17 protein-coding genes are annotated in these 19,534 nt (G+C 35.0%); 15 read left to right on the forward strand and 2 right to left on the reverse strand.

Annotated elements, in window-relative coordinates:
• The first annotated feature begins 11 nt into the window (after nt 1-11).
• Together gloA and HMPREF1195_RS01480 are read left to right on the forward strand one after the other, a co-directional pair.
• Nucleotides 12-392, forward strand: coding sequence for a lactoylglutathione lyase (gene gloA, locus HMPREF1195_RS01475; protein WP_023917784.1), 381 nt, complete (start codon nt 12-14; stop codon nt 390-392).
• 259 nt (nt 393-651) lie between these two features.
• Complete coding sequence (locus HMPREF1195_RS01480; protein WP_023917786.1) at nt 652-2,034, forward strand: polysaccharide deacetylase family protein; 1,383 nt, start codon at nt 652-654, stop codon at nt 2,032-2,034.
• Nucleotides 2,035-2,076: 42 nt separating this feature from the next.
• On the opposite strand, the gene HMPREF1195_RS01485 is transcribed toward HMPREF1195_RS01480, so the two are convergent.
• Together HMPREF1195_RS01485 and HMPREF1195_RS01490 are read right to left on the reverse strand one after the other, a co-directional pair.
• Nucleotides 2,077-3,162: a DEAD/DEAH box helicase gene (locus tag HMPREF1195_RS01485; protein ID WP_023917788.1), complete on the reverse strand. Its 1,086-nt coding sequence runs from the start codon at nt 3,160-3,162 to the stop codon at nt 2,077-2,079.
• On the reverse strand, nt 3,159-4,139 hold the full coding sequence (locus HMPREF1195_RS01490; protein ID WP_023917790.1) for a Gfo/Idh/MocA family protein: 981 nt from the start codon (nt 4,137-4,139) through the stop codon (nt 3,159-3,161). The genes HMPREF1195_RS01485 and HMPREF1195_RS01490 overlap by 4 nt, the downstream gene beginning before the upstream one ends.
• A 128-nt stretch (nt 4,140-4,267) precedes the next feature.
• Between HMPREF1195_RS01490 and HMPREF1195_RS01495 the strand changes: the two genes are divergently transcribed.
• The 13 genes from HMPREF1195_RS01495 (at nt 4,268) to HMPREF1195_RS01555 (ending at nt 19,511) form a co-directional block, all read left to right on the forward strand.
• The gene (locus tag HMPREF1195_RS01495) at nt 4,268-5,194 is read left to right on the forward strand and encodes a glycosyltransferase family 2 protein (RefSeq protein WP_023917792.1); all 927 of its coding nucleotides are present in this window, start codon (nt 4,268-4,270) and stop codon (nt 5,192-5,194) included.
• A 65-nt stretch (nt 5,195-5,259) separates the two neighbouring features.
• Complete coding sequence (gene rfbD, locus HMPREF1195_RS01500) at nt 5,260-6,111, forward strand: dTDP-4-dehydrorhamnose reductase (RefSeq protein WP_023917794.1); 852 nt, start codon at nt 5,260-5,262, stop codon at nt 6,109-6,111.
• Between the two features lie 59 nt (nt 6,112-6,170).
• Nucleotides 6,171-7,208: an acyltransferase gene (locus tag HMPREF1195_RS01505; protein WP_023917795.1), complete on the forward strand. Its 1,038-nt coding sequence runs from the start codon at nt 6,171-6,173 to the stop codon at nt 7,206-7,208.
• Between the two features lie 331 nt (nt 7,209-7,539).
• Complete coding sequence (locus HMPREF1195_RS01510; protein WP_023917796.1) at nt 7,540-8,793, forward strand: MATE family efflux transporter; 1,254 nt, start codon at nt 7,540-7,542, stop codon at nt 8,791-8,793.
• A gap of 1 nt (nt 8,794) precedes the next feature.
• Nucleotides 8,795-9,772: a glycosyltransferase family 2 protein gene (locus HMPREF1195_RS01515; RefSeq protein WP_023917797.1), complete on the forward strand. Its 978-nt coding sequence runs from the start codon at nt 8,795-8,797 to the stop codon at nt 9,770-9,772.
• Nucleotides 9,773-9,789: 17 nt separating this feature from the next.
• Nucleotides 9,790-10,758: a glycosyltransferase family 2 protein gene (locus tag HMPREF1195_RS01520; protein ID WP_023917798.1), complete on the forward strand. Its 969-nt coding sequence runs from the start codon at nt 9,790-9,792 to the stop codon at nt 10,756-10,758.
• Nucleotides 10,759-11,475, forward strand: coding sequence for a glycosyltransferase family 2 protein (locus tag HMPREF1195_RS01525; protein WP_037599277.1), 717 nt, complete (start codon nt 10,759-10,761; stop codon nt 11,473-11,475).
• A complete protein-coding gene (locus tag HMPREF1195_RS01530; RefSeq protein ID WP_023917800.1) occupies nt 11,475-11,831 on the forward strand; it encodes a DUF2304 domain-containing protein in 357 nt (118 codons plus the stop codon). Before HMPREF1195_RS01525 ends, HMPREF1195_RS01530 begins: the two co-directional genes overlap by 1 nt.
• Complete coding sequence (locus HMPREF1195_RS01535; RefSeq protein ID WP_023917801.1) at nt 11,821-12,597, forward strand: glycosyltransferase family 2 protein; 777 nt, start codon at nt 11,821-11,823, stop codon at nt 12,595-12,597. Before HMPREF1195_RS01530 ends, HMPREF1195_RS01535 begins: the two co-directional genes overlap by 11 nt.
• A 1-nt stretch (nt 12,598) precedes the next feature.
• On the forward strand, nt 12,599-13,846 hold the full coding sequence (locus HMPREF1195_RS01540; protein ID WP_230514272.1) for a beta-carotene 15,15'-monooxygenase: 1,248 nt from the start codon (nt 12,599-12,601) through the stop codon (nt 13,844-13,846).
• A gap of 184 nt (nt 13,847-14,030) precedes the next feature.
• Entirely contained in the window at nt 14,031-16,982 is a 2,952-nt protein-coding gene (locus HMPREF1195_RS01545; RefSeq protein ID WP_023917803.1) for a rhamnan synthesis F family protein, read from the forward strand.
• A complete protein-coding gene (locus HMPREF1195_RS01550; protein ID WP_037599278.1) occupies nt 16,969-18,270 on the forward strand; it encodes a DUF2142 domain-containing protein in 1,302 nt (433 codons plus the stop codon). The genes HMPREF1195_RS01545 and HMPREF1195_RS01550 overlap by 14 nt, the downstream gene beginning before the upstream one ends.
• Nucleotides 18,271-18,278: 8 nt before the next feature.
• Nucleotides 18,279-19,511 (forward strand): glycosyltransferase family 4 protein, encoded by a 1,233-nt coding sequence (locus HMPREF1195_RS01555; protein ID WP_023917805.1) that lies wholly within the window; start codon nt 18,279-18,281, stop codon nt 19,509-19,511.
• The last annotated feature ends 23 nt before the right edge of the window (nt 19,512-19,534 follow it).

The raw sequence follows: 19,534 nt of genomic DNA on the forward strand, positions 1-19,534 counted from the left end.
GAGGAATACCTATGAGTTCAAAAATGTTGCACACTTGCCTTCGTGTGGAAAACTTAGAAAAATCAATCGCTTTTTACCAAGATGCTTTTGGTTTTGAAGAAAAACGTCGGAAAGATTTCCCAGACTACAAGTTCACTATCGTGTACTTAGGTCTGCCTGGAGATGACTATGAGTTAGAATTGACTTACAATTACGATCATGGTCCTTATGTGATTGGAGACGGCTATGCTCACGTCGCATTGAGTACTCCTGATCTAGAAGGTTTGAATGCCGAACACAAGGCTAAAGGCTATGAAGTGACGGAACCAAAAGGTCTTCCAGGGACACAGCCGAATTACTATTTTGTTGTAGATCCAGATGGTTATAAGGTAGAAGTCATTCGCGAAAAATAAGAGTGATTAAAAATAAGGGGGCTGGGACAAAAGTCCTAGCCTCTCAATTATTTTTTTGATTGTCGAGCAAGACGCAGTGGTTGAGTGGGCTCTACTACGCTGATTTCATCAGCTTTTACAGCCCTACTCAACTGTGCGGAGGTGGGACGACGAAATCGAATTCTAACGAATTACCGATTTCTGTCCCACTCTCTCTTTTTTATGAAACCATTTACAAAAAAGGAATGTTTTTTCGAGAGAAATTTGCTATAATAAAGTTATGAGATTCAAACACACGAAAACTATTTTATTAATCATTATAAATCTCCTTTTTCTGAGTCTTTTGTATATCGGATATCAAAAGATTCAAAGGCTTCGTGAACAAAAAGCCTATCAGGATCAGTTTTCCAAGGTCACCCAATTAGAGAAAAGCTCTGAAAAAGGAAAAGATGCCCAGGTTCAGGAAGGAATTTTAGGAACTTCTTATGTGACGGCTTATTATCCTACTAAGGATGGACAGCCTGTTGAGATTATTAAAGAGAAGATCCAAGAAGATCTTCAGCGTTTAGGATCGGATGAGAAAACCAAGGAGCCTAGGCATTTGACCTTCTATCATAGTGAAGAAGCAGAAGCGCCTTTTGTTGGTTATCACCCTATCCAAATCAAACGGGCTGAATACCAGTACAAAAAAGGGAAATTCATCAAAGATGAGACGGTGAAGTTGCCCCTCTTTTACTTGGATGATGATAGTAACCCTTTGACCCTCAGCCAGGTTTTTGCGGATCCAGATGGAGCCAAACAGATCTTTTTGGAGGAATTACGGGGGAATCTAGCCTTTCGTCAGCTGGACGAGGAAAGCATTGATCAAATGGTTGCCCACTTCTCAGAGTTGGATTTGAGCCAATGGGAATTCCAATATGAAAAAGGAAATTTCACCATTCCATTTCCAACCAAGGTTAAAGGAGACGATACCTTCACTGTTCCCTTGTCTAAATTCTACGACGTGATTGATACAGAGCGCTTGCTTCCTGATGATCTAGCTTCTTATGAATCCTATATTGAAGAACGCCACCGTAAGATGATTGCCCTGACCTTTGATGATGGACCAGATCCAACCACGACTCCTCAGGCGCTGGCCATCTTAAAGAAATACAATGCCAAAGCTACCTTCTTTATGGTCGGAAAAAATGTCAGTGCGAATCCGGATATTGCTAAGCAAGTCCGCAAAGAAGGTCATCAAATCGGGAACCATACCTGGGATCACCCTCAATTGCCAAAATTGAGCTTGGATAATGCCAAAAAAGAGATCTTGGATACCCAAGAAGCTATTCAAAAAGCGACAGGTGTGCAGACCAAGATTACCCGTCCTCCGTATGGGGCCATCAATAACGCTATCCAATACGGTGTCGACCAATCCTTCATCATGTGGGATGTAGATAGCCTAGATTGGAAGACACATAATACGACGGCTATTCTCAATGAAGTGAAAAAAGAAGTCAAACCGGGTTCGATTATCCTCATGCATGATATCCATCAAACCACGATTGACGCTCTACCGACCGTCCTTGACTACCTCAAATCACAAGGCTATACCTTTGTAACGGTGGATGAGTTGTTGGATTACCAACTTGAAAGTCATCGCATCTATTACAATGGAAATTAACGTAAAAATCCTCTGCAGTTCTTTCACTAGCAGAGGATTTTCTTATTCATTTAAAAAGAGTTCGGAATTTTTTAAAACCAGTTCACGGACAGAAGCGTATTTTTTCAAGGCTTTGAGTTCTTCTGGGTGGGTGATAAAGGTGATTACATAGCCATCACGCCCCATTCGTCCTGTTCGACCGGCACGGTGGGTATAGGTCTCCACATCACGAGGAATATCGTAGTTAATCACACACTCAAGATGTTCAATGTCGATTCCACGAGCGACTAAATCGGTGGCCAGCAAGAGGGTCAGATGATGGTCTTTGAAGCGTTCCAGAATGACCTTGCGGTATTTGACATTGACATCGCTTGCGAGCGATACGGCCTCAACACCACGGTATTGTAGTTTTTCTTCAGCACTACCCAGATCAGACAGGCTGTTGAAAAAAGCCAGACCACGAAAATCTTCAACGTAGGCGAGTTTGCGGAGCAATTCGACCTTGTCCCGCTTATCCACTTGCATATAAAAATGTTGGATATTGTCCAAAGAAACTCCATCAACCGTAACGCGAAGAGTATTTTCCTCTAGTTGGTCTGGATCGACCTTGGCTGTGGCGCTCATATAGATATATTGGTGGTCACGGGGAGCATAGTGGCTGATCTTGTCGACGAAGTGGTACTGAGAATCGCTCAGTAATTGGTCGAATTCATCTAAAATGATAGTTTCCACATTCATCATTTTGATCTTTTTCAGCTTGATCAGTTCAAAGATCCGACCAGGCGTCCCAACCAGGATTTCGGGTCCTTTTTTGAGACGTTCGATTTGCCGTTTTTGACTAGATCCTGAAAGGAAGAGTTGTGTCTGGAGCCCGAGAGGCTCTGCCCATTGTTTGGTGACATCAAAAATTTGTCCTGCTAACTCTGTGTTAGGAGCCAAAATCAAGAGTTGTTGGGCCTTCTTCGGTTTGAGTTTGAGCAAGCTCGGAAAGAGGTAGGCGAGTGTCTTACCAGTACCGGTAGGACTGATTCCGAGGACATTTTCTCCTTCATAGATAGGGGAGAAGATCTGTTCCTGAATTTCAGTGAATGTATCAAATCCAAGTGTTTCTAACTGGTCTTTCCAGCTTTGTGGAAATTGTTCTTTCATTCTTTTTCATCCTTAAATTGTATTCCAGCGCTTTGACGCATCTGGTAGAGGGTTTCATGGACCTGCTCAGCTGTTTGTAACCATTCAAGATAAGCAGCTGGCTTTTGATGAGCGATGGCAAGGGCAAAGGCTTCCGCCTCTTCTTGCATTTGGTGTGGGCAGGACTGGATCGGAAGGTCGATGACTTCCCCAGAATGGCTGACGAAGCGAGCCTGGTTGATGGCTGCTACAGCATTGAGAGTTAGTGTTCCAGTCTTGGTGTAGATTTCAGCAGGTAGATGGCTGGTGATATTTTTCCCTGCCTGAATGGCAACCTGAAACTCTGGATAAATCAAGACACCTTGACCATAGAGATCAACCGAATTGGGTAATTGCTGAGCGGTGTAGTGGCTGGAGATCGGTTCTCCAAAGAAGCCGATCGCCAAGTAGAGGCAGTAGACTCCCAGATCCATCAAGGCTCCACCTGCATAGACATCTGAGAAAATATTGGGCATCTCACCTGCAAGAAGGGCAGGCAATTTAGAAGAATATTTGGCAAAGGTGAAGTTGGCGCCCAGTATTTCCTGGTTAGAGAGGAAGTTTTTAACTACTTGAAAGGCTTCTTCTTGGTAATTTCTGGCAGCTTCAAAGAGATAGACCTGGTGCTCCTTAGCGAGCTTGACCAGTTCCTTCCATTCAGAAGGGGTGGTCACAGCGGGTTTTTCAATGATGACATGCTTCTTGGCCAGAATAGCAAGCTTGGCCTGAGCGAAGTGAAGAGAATTAGGGCTAGCAATGTAGACCACATCCAGCTCACTGTCTAAGAAGTCGATGATATCCATGTAGCAAGAGATCTCCCCATAAGGCTCACAAAACTCTTGAGCTGTCTTCATCTTTCTCGAATACACAGCCTGCAAGTGATAGTGGCCCGTCTGATGAGCAGCTTTAATAAATTCATGTGAAATCCAACTCGTACCAATAATTCCCAGCTTTAACATAAGGTGTCCTTCCGTCATCGATTCACTCTATTATACCATGAAAAGGGGGAGTGACGGGGTGAAAAATACTAGGGTTTATGAGAGTTTTTTGTTACAATAGAAGGTGAAGAAATCAAGGAGAGAGTTGAATGACCATATCAGTTGTAGTCCCATGTTTTAACGAAGAAGAATCGATTCCATTATTTTACGAAGAAATGGAACGAGTTCGGACCTCCATGGGAGAAGAATTTGAATATATTTTTATTAATGATGGGTCTTCTGATAAAACCTTAGATGTTTTACGAGAACTCAATCTCTTGAATCCTTGTGCTCATTATCTTTCTTTTTCACGAAACTTTGGAAAGGAAGCAGCTCTCTATGCAGGACTTCAGCATGCTTCAGGAGATTATGTGACGGTCATGGATGTGGATCTACAGGATCCTCCGGAATTATTGATCGAAATGAAGCAGAAGTTGGAGGAACAGCCGGATTTAGACTGTGTTGGAACGAGACGCGTAACCCGTGATGGGGAACCTCCTATTCGCTCCTTCTTTGCACGGATGTTTTATAAATTGATCAATCATATTAGCCAAGTGGAAATGATTGACGGGGCGCGTGATTTCCGTTTGATGCGCCGTCCTATGGTCGATGCTATCATGGAGTTATCGGAGTACAATCGTTTCTCAAAAGGAATTTTTGCTTGGGTAGGATTTGAGACAGAATACCTGGAATATAAAAATGTTGAGCGCGTGGCAGGAGAGACGTCTTGGAATTTTTGGTCCCTCTTCAAATACTCGATCGAAGGAATTGTCAATTTTTCTGATGCCCCACTAAATATTGCCTTTGTTGGTGGACTGTTATCTTGGATATTGGCCTTTATTATGGTGATCCTAATTGTGATCCGTACCTTAGTCTTTGGAGATCCTACTTCAGGTTGGCCATCCCTCATGACAGTGATTCTTTTCCTTGGAGGCTTCCAATTGCTAACTATTGGGATTTTAGGAAAATATATCGGTAAAATCTTCATGGAAACCAAGAAGCGTCCAATCTATGTTATTAAAGAGAAAAGTAAGTAAAAAGCAGAAAACTTCTGCTTTTTTTGCTATAATGATAGGGAAAAAGCATTCGAAAGGAACGTAACATGATTTTAATTACAGGTGCAAATGGGCAACTTGGAACAGAACTTCGCCATTTGTTAGACGAACGAAATGAAGAATATGTAGCCGTTGATGTGGCTGAAATGGATATCACAAATGCAGAAAAAGTAGACGAAGTATTCGCAGAAGTAAAACCAACCTTGGTCTACCACTGTGCTGCTTACACAGCTGTTGATGCTGCTGAAGATGAAGGAAAAGAGTTGGACTATGCCATCAACGTGACTGGTACGGAAAATGTAGCAAAGGCATCTGAAAAACACGGTGCAACCTTGGTTTATATCTCAACAGACTATGTTTTTGATGGTAAAAAACCAGTGGGACAAGAATGGGAAGTAGACGATCAAACAGATCCTCAAACAGAGTACGGTCGTACCAAACGTATGGGGGAAGAATTGGTTGAGAAACATGTTTCTAACTTCTATATCATCCGTACAGCTTGGGTCTTCGGGAACTACGGTAAGAACTTTGTCTTCACCATGCAAAACCTTGCCAAGACTCACAAAACACTTACAGTCGTTAATGACCAACACGGGCGTCCAACCTGGACCCGTACTCTCGCAGAGTTTATGACTTATTTGGCTGAAAACCGTAAAGAATATGGTTATTACCATCTATCAAATGATGCTGAAGAAGATACAACTTGGTATGACTTTGCAGTTGAAATCCTCAAAGATACTGATGTAGAAGTGAAGCCAGTGGATTCCAGCCAATTCCCAGCTAAGGCGAAACGTCCACTGAACTCAACGATGAGCTTGGCTAAGGCTAAGGCTACAGGATTCGTTATTCCAACTTGGCAAGATGCCTTGAAAGAGTTTTACAAACAAGAAGTGAAATAATTAAAATGGAAAGATGGTGCGAAACCATCTTTTCATTCGGTAATACAATAAGGAGATTTATGAAAGAGCGAAAACTAAATATAGATATACTAAAATGTATTGCAATAGTATTTGTAGTAGCTGTGCATTTTTTTCTTCATACCAATTATTATGGTCGTCCCTATACCTTTAAAAGTATATTTTTATCATCTTTTATTTGGATGATTTTTATGACCTGTGTTCCTATATTTATCATGACTACAGGTTATTTAATGAAAGATAAGACTTATAGTAAAACTTACTTTATCAAATTACTACCAGTAATTGGAATTTACTGTCTTGCCGCTTCTATCTATACTTTTTTCGACGTTAGAGTTTTTAATATAGATTATCTTGGTAAGTTATTAGTAAATATATTTTCCTTTAGCCACTATGCATGGTATGTAAATATGTATATTGGGTTATATATAATGATTCCATTTTTAAATGCAGGTTTCAAATCATTTAATAATCGTAGAAATCAAGCTATTGCATTAGGTGTTCTAGTATTATTAACTATTTTCCCAGCCACTCTTTCATTGTTTAATAACAATGAGCAAATTTTTATGATTGTATCTCACCTAATTCCTGATTATTGGAAGGGACTCTGGCCTATTACATATTATCTTGTTGGTGCTTTTATTGCTTCTTCTAAGAAGAGGTCAACTATTAAAGAACTTTTTTTAGTCATTTTAATTCTCGATATATTAAGTGTTTTGGGATTATCAGTAATATCAGGATCTAGTTTTGGAATAGAATACGGTGTTCTTCCAGTATTTCTATTGTCTTCATTAATTTTTTATTCTGTTATTCAACTACGAGTAGATATTAAAAATGATTGGCTACAAAAAGTTGTCCTATTTATCTCTAAGAACACTCTTCCTATTTATTTACTATCTGTGATTGGAGATTTATATTGGTATCCTAAAATAGTTGAGAAATGGGGAGATTTTGCAAACATCTTACCAAAATTTCCTTTTATAGTCATTTTTTTGTTTTTACAATCTCTTTTTATCACCTACGTCATTACTCGAGTTCTAAAATTTGTTCAAAGTATGATTGTTAAATATAACAAGTAATAGACTAATGAATCTGAAAATTAATGGGATTTTGTAATATTTGCAATTTGTGTCTATGTCCATTTCATTATAATTTGTAAAGTGGAAAATAAAGTAAATTAAGGGGGACTGTTTCTCGATTAGAAGAAACATTTCCCTTTGTTTTTTTGGAAATTTTAAATAATGTAGTAATAATTTTAACTATTGAAATATCAAACATATTTTTTTCGGCCGCAGCAAACCAGTATTATTACTAATCATAATATTGGGAGTATATCATAAGCTACTCTCTTTTTTATTGTCTTTATGGTATAATTAATGGAATGTGCTTATAGAAAGTGAGTAGAAAAACTTGAGAAAAGTAACTGCCCAAAAGGTGTTTTTCTGGAATATTTTAGGAAGTCTGTCTTCAGCTGCTGTTTCAGTTATACTTCTTTTTATTGTTACACGTGCTTTAAATAGTGCTTCAGCGGATACCTATAGTTTTGCCTATGCAATTGCGAACCTCTTTGTTATTGTAGCAAGTTTTCAAGTCAGAGATTTTCAAGCAACAGATATAAGAGAAAAGTATTCTTTTGACACCTATTTTGTCACAAGAATCATTTCTAATGTTGCAATGGTTCTTCTTTTAGTGACGTATTTAATTTTTAATATTAATACTCACTCAAATGTAGGGATAATTTTTTGGGTATCTTATTTCCGAGTTAGTGAAGCCCTATCAGATGTTTTTCAAGGATTGTTTCAGCAGAAAGAACGTCTGGATATTGCAGGGAAGTCTCTTTTCCTGAGAAATACCATTTCAACAATTGTATTTGCTTTAACGTTAGTTATCTCTAAAAATCTATTGTGGTCTGTGATCGCACAAACCATCAGTTCATTTATTTTTATTGCTCTATTTGATTATCCTAATTCAAAAGTCTTCCATCGCTTAAATCTTAAGAGTGTTAGGTTGAGTAATATTATCAATGTGTTGAAAGATTGTTTACCTTTATTTATTAATGCTTTTTTGTTGGTCTCAATTTATAATCAGCCTAAATATGCTTTGAATGATATTTTTAATCAAGGTTTGATTGGAAATGGTGTTCAGCGAGATTTTAGTATTTTGTTTACACCAATTTTTGCCATGAATCTTATGATTGTGTTTCTTAGACCAATGATTACACAACTTGCAGTCTTTTTAGAAGAAAAGAAGATTTCTCATTTTGTCACTTACAAGAATAATCTCTTCAAGATTTTATTTGGAACTTGTACATTAATATTTCTAATTGGTGCTTTTATAGCCATCCCAGCTTTGGATATTGTATACGGGACTAACCTTAAGCAGTATCAGACGAGTTTTATCGTCTTGTTGCTTGGAGGAATTGCAAGTACTTTTTCAACTGTATGTGATAATATTTTGACAATATTTAGGAAGCAACATTTTTTGGTTATTTCCTTTATTGTGGGTTATATTGTGTCAATCTTAACTGCCAAGCCTCTAGTGTCAAAATTTGAAATTTTTGGAGCATCTCTCTCATTCCTTTGTGCAATGATAGCTTGGTTAATTGCGTCTTTAGTAATTTATTTTGCAACAAATCCATATACAATCTTTAGAAGGAAAAAATAAAATGAAATTTTCAATTATAGTTGCTGCATATAATGTGGCAGAGTATTTAGAAGAATGTGTAGAAAGTCTTGTAAGTCAAAACTTCCCTGATTCTGAATATGAAGTTCTTATAGTTGATGATGGTTCTACAGATGGCCGAACAGGAATGATTTGTGATCAATTAACATCTGAATTTGAGGTAGTTAGAACCATTCATCAAGAAAATGGCGGATTATCTTCAGCGAGAAATACTGGAATTAAATATTCTAAGGGAGATTATTTACTATTTGTTGATGGTGATGACTTTTGGAGTAATCCAGACTTCCTTGATAAATTATCGAATAACATTGATAAATTTCGAAGTGATGTAATTATATTTTCTTATAATAAATACTATGGATTAGATGATAGCGTCAGGGTTGGTTTTGATTTTGTTCCCGATTATGGAGGTACCAAAGAGAATATTAAAGGATTAGTCAAAAACGAGATTTTAACCGCTCCAGCTTGGAATAAATGTGTGAAAAAGAACCTGTTTGAACAAGGACTAGACTTCCCTATTGGTTTTTTATCTGAGGATTGTTTATATTGTGCGAAGCTATTAAAAATGATTTCTACTTATTCGATTTTAAATATAGATTGTTATCAATACAGACAGAATCGATTGGGAAGTATTACAAATATTGTAAAAGAAAAAAATGTAATTGATATTTTAAAGAGTATCGAAATTGGGTTAACTGATGTTAATAGTCTTGACCCTGATGTTAAACATGCATTGAGTATTTACTTTGCGATCTCATATATCTCAATCCTTCCTTACGTTAATCAATATTCATCTCATCCTGAAATCCAACGTTTACTTAGAGAGTACAAATTCCTTCTTAAGTTTTCAGATGAGATAGAGAATAGACCATTCAGATACACTGGGATGATAACAAGATTATTTGGACTGAGATTATCAATTAAGATATTCCCATATTTGATGAAATTTTATAAAAAATAATAGATAGAAAGTATAATATGTCTAATCCAACCGTTTCAGTCATAATTCCTGTGTATAATGCACAAGAGGGAATTAAACAATGTATGGATTCTCTTCTAAATCAATCATTTACAGATTTTGAGATTATTCTGTTAAATGATGGCTCTACAGATAATAGTTTAGAAGTTATTAAAGGGTATGCTGATGCTAATGATTTTATCAGAGTAATCGATAAAGAAAATGAGGGAGTTGCTAAAACCAGAAATAAAGGTATACAACTTGCTAAAGGGAAGTACATTGTATTTATCGATAATGATGATTTTGTTGATTCAGATTATTTAGAGCGTTTTTATAATGCAATAGATCAAGAACAACTAGATATTGTTCTTGGGGGTTATAAGCGTGTTAATCAGGAAATGAAGACACTTTTTAAGCAAGATTTAACACAGTCTGAATGGTCTAAGTATATAGTTGTTGCTCCTTGGGCACGTATTTATAGAACTTCATTTTTAATAGATAATAATATCCAGTTCTTTGATTATCCAATAGGTGAAGATGTTATCTTTACTTTGACTGCTTACAATTTAACAGAAAAAATTAAAATAATTGATTATAATGGCTATAATTGGTTTTTTAACGAGAAGAGTATCTCAAACACATCTCAAAGAGGCTTTAATCCGAATATAGATATTGTGTATTTCCTGAGTCACTTGCTTCAAGTTGCTGGAGATTCAAAATATATTCGCTATTTTATTAAACGATATTACATTTGGTACTTACTCTTTTCTGGAAGAGCCGCTTCAAGCTCGTCATTTATGGATCAATATAGAAAAATTAAACAATGGGTTTCTAAAGAAAATATTGATTCAAATTTAACACCATTATCATCCGAGATAAATGGAGAAAGAATTCAAACTATTATTTCTGTAATGGCTTTTAGAACTTTAGAACGTTTAAGATTAGTTTCACTGTTTTCGAGATTTTACTGTAAAGGAAAGGAGAAGTAGTTGAGAGTATTAATGATAATTCCTGCCTACAATGAGGAGGAAAGTATTTTCGATACGGTAACGAGTATCTTGAATTACCGCAAGAAGGTTGATTTTGATTTGGACTATGTGGTTATCAATGATGGATCAACAGATATGACAAAACAAATTCTTGACGAGAACCATTTTAATGCTGTTCATCTCGTGATGAATCTTGGAATTGGTGGTGCGGTTCAAACAGGATACAAATATGCACTAGCGCATGATTATGATGTAGCAGTTCAATTTGACGGTGATGGCCAGCATGATATCGAATCCTTGTCAGATTTGCTAGAACCAATTAGAAAAAACGAAGCAGACTTAGTTATTGGATCTCGTTTTGTTGGTGATGTTAAGTCGGAATTTCAGACAACTTTTATGAGACGCTTTGGTATAGGAGTTATTTCTAACTTGATTAAGTGGACAACAGGTCAAAGGGTCTTAGATACAACTTCGGGATATCGATTAGCTGACAAAGTTGTGATCAAACAATTTGCTAGACGTTACCCAATCAAGTATCCAGAGCCTGAAACAATTGTTCACATTTTGAAACGTAAATATAAGGTTGTGGAAAAACCTGCTAATATGTTTGAACGTACTGGCGGAGTGTCCTCCATCACTCCTATCAAGTCTATTCGTTATATGATTGAAGTATGTTCATCCATTTTAATCGCAGCCTTTATGAGGGAGAGTGAATAATGTCAGTATTATCTATAGTTATGTTGGTAGCTTCAATCTTTTTCCTTTATTTAGTCATTAGAAATATCAACAAAAATAATATCTTATTTGAACAGGCATTCATGTGGATTGTTATCAGTCTTGTCATGATTGTAATTTCAGTGTTTGATTCTATTCCTGGATACTTTGCTAAATTACTTGGATTTGAATTGACCTCCAATTTTCTATTGTCTCTTACTATTTTTTTCCTGTTGGTCATTGGATTTTTGCAAACCATGACTTTGTCAAAACAAAAAGAACAGATAAAGCATTTAGTTCAAGAATTATCTATTTTAATAAGTCAAGTAGAAACGAAAGAGGAGAATGATGAACAGTAATCATACGTGGGTGATTTGTGCTTATGGTGAGAGCGAATACTTGGAAGCTTGTATTCAATCCTTGAAGAATCAAACTCTCCAATCACAGATTATCTGTTACAGTTCAACACCACTGGATTCGATCAAGGAACTTTGTCAGCGTTATGCTATTCCATTTTACACCAAGCAAGGTGGTGGAATTGGTAAGGATTGGAACAATGCCATGTCTTTTGCAGAGACGAAGTATGCTACCATCGCCCATCAGGATGATTATTATGAGCCGGACTATGCTGAGAAAGTTTTGGCTAAGATGGAAAAAAATCAAGATGTGTTGATTGGGTATTCTGATTATTTTGAAGAAAAAGATGGCCATAAAATTCCTGCGAATACAAATCTGAAGATCAAAACCTTGATGTTAAAAACCATGAATCTTTTTCCTGCTAGTCACTTTTGGCGAAACCGTGTGATGGCTTTTGGGAATCCGATTTGTTGTCCAGCTGTCACCTATAATCGTGAAAATTTGAAGAATTTCTATTTTGATGAAGGGATGAGAGTGAGTTTGGATTGGTACGCATGGTATAAGATCAGCGAGTATAAAGGTCGTTTCGCTTATGTATCTGACAAACTCATGTGCCACCGTATCCATGGAGAATCTGAAACATCAAAAACAATTGCAGACAATACGCGTAGTAAAGAAGATCTATACATGTATGAACTCTTCTGGCCCAAATGGATGGCCAAGTTGTTGATGAGACAATATGTGAAGAGTCAGAAGACGAATAATTAGAATGGGAATATTGGTAAACGTTAGAAAAATGAAAAGTAACAGAAAATATTATATTTATATTTTAGTCATGGCTGTTTTATATGGATTACAGTATTACATTAATAATAAAATTACTCCAGTAGGAGATCAAACTGCCTTTTTAAAATATGCAAAGGAATTTCATCACCAATATTTTACATTTGGTCTTCATCGTTATTTTACATGGAGCAGTAGGTTATTAATTGAATCTGCAACATTATTATTTTCAGTTCATGAAAAGATTTTTTTAGTAGTGACGGTGATTGCTAGTTATTTTCTACTTATACCTAGTAAAAAACTGATTCCTAGCCTACCATTGTTACCTGCGTTAATAATCTTTTTTAGTCTGCCAGCAAGTGAATTTTTAAGTGCAGGTTCAATACCAACATATACTAATTATATTTTTCCAGCGTCTTTTCTTTTCTTCTCTTTATATTACCGTTATTCAGATAATTTAGCTGTTCGATTTCTTTCATTTTTTAGCTTCATATTTTCAATTATGAATGAACAGTTAGCAGCATATGCTTTTTTGTGGATTATTTTCGAATTGTTTCATGATTGGAAAAATAAAGTTTTTAGGTATAGAAATTTCTTATATTTATTTCTTTCATTTATGGGTATCCTTTCAGCTAAAATTTCACCGGGTAATGCTGTTCGATTTACAAAGGAAGTTGCAACTTGGTTTCCAAATTATACGCGTTTAAATATTTTCCAAAAATTATCTTTAGGTATACTTGAGACAGCAGATGGTTTATTGTCTGTATCCTTCTCATTTGTATTTTTGCTTCTAATAATTTTAATTGTATTATCTGTTTATAAAAAAAATTTTTTATCCCTTTCTTTTTCGGTATTTATATTTTTATCTATACTAAGCCAGAAGTTAGAATGGAGAAATCCTTTATTTACCTTATCAGGACTAAGTAAGATTGTTCGAGAAAGTGGAACTTTTAAAGTAAACATTGCCAATTTTGGAGTACTCATCTATAATATTTTATTATTTTTTATGCTGACATATATCATTTGGAGTGTTACAAACTCTACAAATAAATTATGGTTAAGTTATCTTTTTGTTATTGGAATTTTGGCGCGTTTAATTATATCTTTCTCTCCTACCCTCTATGCCTCTGGGACAAGAACGTACCTTCCAGTAATGATTAGTATATTTGTGATTACTTGTGAGCTCTTAAATGAAGTTTATTCTTATTTTAAACAGACTAGTATTGGTGTTTGAAAAGCAGAATCGATCTGCTTTTTTTGTTAGTAGTCAGATGACTTTTTCTTTTTGCTTTAAAATATAGTATAATTAACTTGAATACACTTTCGAAGATTGTGTAGAAAGTAATCTTTGAAACATGGGAATGTTAGTAGATATTGTATACTAATTGATGTTTTGTTGAACAAAATGGATGGAAACAATGAAAAATTTAATATCGGTGGTTGTGACCTCTTATAATCATGAAAAGTATATTGAGCAGTGCTTGCGAAGTATTTTTAATCAGACTTATCGAAATATCGAATTAATCATTTTGGATGATGGATCTACAGATGGTTCTAATCAGATTATTCAAAACGTTTTAAATGATTCGCCTTTTGAAACAAGCTTTGAATCTCATGAAAATCTAGGTGTTGTAAAGAATCGGAATATGGGGCTTGGTCTAACCAAAGGAGACTATTTGCTGTTTGTAGATAGCGATAACTACCTGGATATGGATTATATTGAGCAGTTGTATAGCAAATTGATTGAAACAAATGCTGATATTGCATATTGTGATCTTTTTAATCCTGAAAAAGAGGAGTTCTATCTTAAAAGTCGTAAATTTGACTTAACTGCCTTTCTAAATGCTAGTTTCATTGATAACTGTTCTTTGATTCGTAGAAGTATTATTGGGAATGCTCGTTATGATGAGAAGTTGAATCGTAAAAAGCTTGAAGATTATGACTTTTTATTAAATCTCATTCTTAATAATGGAGCTAAAGCAGTATATCAAACAAATACTAAACTTAACTATCGTGTTTTTGAAACAGGATCTATTTCTTTACGTAATTCAGTCAAATATCATTATGAAATATATCTTGAGATCCTTGAGAAGTATTTGGATAAACTTCCTCATGAGGTTTATAAAGCAGTTTGTGATAATCTCATGACTTTAGAAGATCGTTTAGAAAGTTTAATAAGTCACCATAATGATGTTTCTGAATATGTAAAAGAATTACAAAGAAAGCAGAAACAACTTCATCGTAAGAGTCAAACGCAAGTAGTAGAATTGAAAGAGGCTCGTAAAGAGATACAACTGATTCGAAGTTCTCTTTCGTATCGTATAGGGAATTCTCTGATTAAACCTATTAAAATCACGAAGGTTTTATTAAAAAATCCACGAAAAATTAAGTCTTATTTAAATGCTACAAAGGATAAAATTGTTAGATTACGTCGTCATGTGACCCCACTTAAGGTTCGTCGGTTACGTCGTCTTAGAAATAGTCAACGGTCTGCTCTGTCATTTACTGGTAAAAGAGCACTAGTCTATGTCATTTTCGAATCTGAAAATCGGTTGCAAGAATACAAATTACGATTTTTACAGGCCTTATCTCCGTTAATGGATGATGTCATTGTTATTGTAAACGGTCAGCTTCATGTTGAGGATGTCAATAAACTTGAACCTTATGGACAAGTTTTGACCCGTAACAATAAGGGATATGATACAGCAGCCTTTAGAGAAGGAATCTTTGCCTTTGGTAAAGATAAGCTTAAAGATTATGACCAGCTCTTCTTGGTGAATGATACTAATATTGGTCCGATGAGAGATTTGTCTCAAGTATTCCATGAAATGGCTGATAAGCAACTAGATTTCTGGGGAATTTCCTTTGGAGAAGAGCAAGAGGATGTTACTAAAGAGAATCCTTATGGCTACATTCCTAAGCATCTTCAATCTTATTTCCTAGTTATTGAAAAGCTCATGCTAAACGATGATTCCTTTTATGAGTACTGGTCACACTTGACGGATACAGACTCTCGTGATAAGGCGATTGGTAGACATGAGACACGTTTTACCAAGCATTTTGCCGATTTGGGTTATCGTTTCGATGCTGTTGTGCAAGAATACGAAGATTCTGCAATGTATATTCACCCGTTGAGGATGCTTAAAGCAGGTAGCCCTTTGGTCAAATACACAGCTTTGAAAAATTATGATGAGGATCAATTCTTGTGGCAAGGTCTTGAGCGTGAGTCAGAAGTTCCGGATTTGCTAGAGTATGTTGCTGAGAAGACAGATTACCCAGTGTCAATCTTGGAAGATATTATCAATAAATTCAAGGCTGTTCCTCGAGAACAATATATTTTATTGATTGATGGAGTTGAAAATATCATTCCTCAGTGTACTCGTTACCGTGTCTTGAATAAGGCAGAGCAATTACGTAAGCATGGCTTTGAAGTTATGGTTACTAACTTATCAGATTTTCAATTGTCAATGGCCCAAAATGCTAGTCATATTATTATCTATCGTTCTCCAATCTCGCCTGAACTACTGCGCTTATGTTATATGGCTCAAGATTATGGTAAACCGATTTTTTATGATATTGATGATTTAGTCTTTGATACGGTTTATACAGATCAATTGAGTTATACGCAAGGGTTGAATTCGGTTGAAAAAGGAAACTATGATGCAGGTGTTCGAAATTATGGCTATATGCTAGAAAACTGTGATGGTGCCATTACTTCGACTAACCAATTGCAGGAGGAGTTGTATAAGTACCAAAGTAAGGTTTTACTTAATCGCAACTTGGCTTCTGATGACTTAATCGCTATTAGTAGTCAATATATCAAAGATTACTCTCAAACATCTGATATTGTTAAGATTGGTTATTTCTCTGGTTCAATTAGTCATAATGAGAATTTTGAATTGATTAAACCAGCTATTAAGCAACTGCTTACAAAATATAGCAATGTCCAATTACATATTGTCGGGATTCTCGATATCCCTCAGGATATGAAGCCCTTTGAAAATCAAATTGTAACTCACGATTATGTGGACTGGGATAAATTGCCTGCCTTGATTAGTGAGGTTGATATTAACCTAGCACCGCTTGTGGATTCTATCTTTAATCGTGCCAAATCTGAGATTAAGTGGATTGAAGCTGCTTTAGTGAAAGTACCAACAGTAGCAAGCAAGATAGGAGCTTTCTCGGATATGGTTATTGATGGTGAAACAGGTCTGTTAGCTACTGATGATCAGTGGTTTGACAAGCTAGAAGCTTTAGTTTTATCTCCAGAATTAAGACAAAACATAGCAGAATCAGCTTACCGAGCAGTCCTTGAAAATTGTACCTTAAGCAAGAAAGATGAAATGGTGACTTATTTTGAACAAAATTAAACAAATAAAAGTTGAAAATTTATTTTTCATCTTAGCAACGATTTTTATTTTTTCATTTATGTTAGTATTTCCAATTAATCGTGTGCCAGACGAAACAAACCACGCGCGTATGACTTGGGAAACTGTCCACAAACCAACTCTACAGTCCTTTAAATGGATGAACGAGATTTCGAGTGATGCTCATGTAAACCCTACTGACTATGAAAAGGTTCTTAATAAAAAACTTGATATGGAAAAAGAACCGTATCAAGTCACTCTAAACCTTAAATCTCTTTCCTTCCTTCCTCAGTTGGTTGGTATGACATTGGGAAGTTTGATAAAGCCAACAGTAGGCATGATAATCTATATGGGCCGAATTTTTAATGCCTTAGCTTATATTATAGGTGTCTTTTGTTTAATTAAATATTTTAAATATGGTAAACTAGCTCTATTCTTTATTTCGTTACAACCAATAATGGTTCAACAAGCATCTTCTTTATCTTATGATGTAATGAATTATTTAGAAATCATGCTAGCAATTGGTTTTATAACGAATTTAGCATACAAAAAGACTTTTTCAAATAAGGATGGATTTTTATTAGTACTTATATCGTTATTGCTTTTAGCTACTAAACCAAATAACTTTTTATTACTATGTCTTATTCCGTTTATACCATTAAATTTTGAAGGTGTCTTTAGTTTTTTAAATACGCCCTTAAGAGTGATTAAACAGACTATTTCAAAATTTAAGTATATGTTTTATTTAGTTTTATTACTTGCAATCTTCGCTGTTCTATATTATTTAATGAGAGATAACGGTGGAGTAATCCACTACATTCGGGTGTTGTCGAATACATTATTAAAACAACATATGAACGGTGACCTAAATACTATTTTAACAATAGGTATGTTTGGTTATTTTGGGAATTTCACTATTCAGCTTCCATTATGGCTTATTTTTGTAAATATTTGCATATTATTTCTTGTGTTTTTATCAAGCGAAGAATATTTCTTCACTAAAGATTTTGCAACTGTCTCTTCATTATTGTTTCCAATACAAGTGCTTGCAACTGTAACGGTCATGTATCTACAATGGACACCTATAGTGTTAGGAAATGGGGCGAATATTTCTGTTGGAAGTCAGGGGAGATATTTCACTCCATTTCTCATCTTATTTTTGCCCATAATTGCAAATTTAGGTAACCTTAAAATTAAACAGCATAAGTTGCTAACTATTACTGTAGTTACCCTATTATTCAATTATCTGATTTCTCTTTACTTATTAATTCCATTTTATTGGGTATTTTAGGAGTTGCGATGACTAAAACAATTTTATTTATTTCACCTACTGGAACAATGGATAATGGCGCCGAAATTTCAATTTTTAATTTAATGAAATTTTTAGTTAGTAAAGGCTTTCGAGTCTTAAACGTTTTCCCTGATTATCGTGTACCAGTTCAAAAAAATTATTTGGAGCAGATGAAGAAAGCTGGAATTCAAGCTATTGGTATTCCAGCAGTTAAGTGGTGGTGGGAAGAAGCTCCAGGTGGATTACCTGGGACACATTATCAGCGAGTAAAAAGTTACGAGGATAATATTAAAAGAATTCGAGATATTTTGAAACAGAATAAAGTTGATTTAGTTATTAGTAACACAGCTAATGTCTTCCAAGGAGCTTTGGCTGCAGCTGAAGAAAATATTCGTCATTTTTGGCTAATTCATGAATTCCCTGAGGGAGAATTTGGTTATTATAAAGAAAAACTTGGATTTATTGAATATTATTCTGATCAAATTTTTGCTGTGTCTGGTTCTTTGCAAAAGGAATTATCACAATTATTAACTGATAAGAATATTTTAAGTTTTATACCATACTCTGAAATAAGTGGTACAAATTTAAAAACCTCTAATTCTCATAGGATTATTCAGATTGGAAGAATAACTGAGAATAAAAATCAGTTGGAATTAATCAAAGCTTATCACAATTTAAATATTTCAAATATTCCATTGATATTTATTGGTGCAGAAGATGAAGAATATGCAAAAAGATGTAAAGATTATGTAAAAAATAATAGCATTCAAAATGTTCATTTCATAGGTTTTCTTGAAAAACCTTGGGAATTTTTAACCGATAAAGATATATGTGTATTTACGTCAAAAATAGAAACGTTTGGAATGGTATATATTGAAGCACTAATAAATAGCATTCCAACAATTGTATCGAATAACAAGGGATATAGATCTGTTAAAGACCTCTTTATACAAGGAGAAATGTACTGCTTGGGCGATATACCTGATTTATCAAGACATATCTTAAATTTATTGACAAATTTTTCTATGAAGAAAAATGAAATGGTACAAAATAAAGAAAAAATAACAGCAATATATAATTTAGAAAATGCTTATAAGTGTATATTGAAACATGTAAATGAGGATGTAGAGATTAATGTAAAGGAAAAAGATAAATTTTTAAATATTAAGGGTGTAAAATCATCTAAAATTGATGTATTTAAAAATTTTATTAAAAAATTATTTGTATTAAAAAAGTTATAGAATGATTGCAGACAAATACCGTC

The organism is Streptococcus parasanguinis CC87K (assembly GCF_000507765.1).
Classification (GTDB): domain Bacteria; phylum Bacillota; class Bacilli; order Lactobacillales; family Streptococcaceae; genus Streptococcus; species Streptococcus parasanguinis_J.

Coding starts and splice junctions, on each gene's coding strand:
- HMPREF1195_RS01545 (WP_023917803.1), top strand. CDS start 14,031: ATGAAAAATTTAATATCGGTGGTTGTGACCTCTTATAATCATGAAAAG.
- HMPREF1195_RS01495 (WP_023917792.1), top strand. CDS start 4,268: ATGACCATATCAGTTGTAGTCCCATGTTTTAACGAAGAAGAATCGATT.
- HMPREF1195_RS01530 (WP_023917800.1), top strand. CDS start 11,475: ATGTCAGTATTATCTATAGTTATGTTGGTAGCTTCAATCTTTTTCCTT.
- HMPREF1195_RS01555 (WP_023917805.1), top strand. CDS start 18,279: ATGACTAAAACAATTTTATTTATTTCACCTACTGGAACAATGGATAAT.
- HMPREF1195_RS01505 (WP_023917795.1), top strand. CDS start 6,171: ATGAAAGAGCGAAAACTAAATATAGATATACTAAAATGTATTGCAATA.
- HMPREF1195_RS01485 (WP_023917788.1), bottom strand. CDS start 3,162: ATGAAAGAACAATTTCCACAAAGCTGGAAAGACCAGTTAGAAACACTT.
- HMPREF1195_RS01540 (WP_230514272.1), top strand. CDS start 12,599: ATGGGAATATTGGTAAACGTTAGAAAAATGAAAAGTAACAGAAAATAT.
- HMPREF1195_RS01520 (WP_023917798.1), top strand. CDS start 9,790: ATGTCTAATCCAACCGTTTCAGTCATAATTCCTGTGTATAATGCACAA.
- HMPREF1195_RS01480 (WP_023917786.1), top strand. CDS start 652: ATGAGATTCAAACACACGAAAACTATTTTATTAATCATTATAAATCTC.
- HMPREF1195_RS01515 (WP_023917797.1), top strand. CDS start 8,795: ATGAAATTTTCAATTATAGTTGCTGCATATAATGTGGCAGAGTATTTA.
- HMPREF1195_RS01535 (WP_023917801.1), top strand. CDS start 11,821: ATGAACAGTAATCATACGTGGGTGATTTGTGCTTATGGTGAGAGCGAA.
- HMPREF1195_RS01490 (WP_023917790.1), bottom strand. CDS start 4,139: ATGTTAAAGCTGGGAATTATTGGTACGAGTTGGATTTCACATGAATTT.
- rfbD (WP_023917794.1), top strand. CDS start 5,260: ATGATTTTAATTACAGGTGCAAATGGGCAACTTGGAACAGAACTTCGC.
- gloA (WP_023917784.1), top strand. CDS start 12: ATGAGTTCAAAAATGTTGCACACTTGCCTTCGTGTGGAAAACTTAGAA.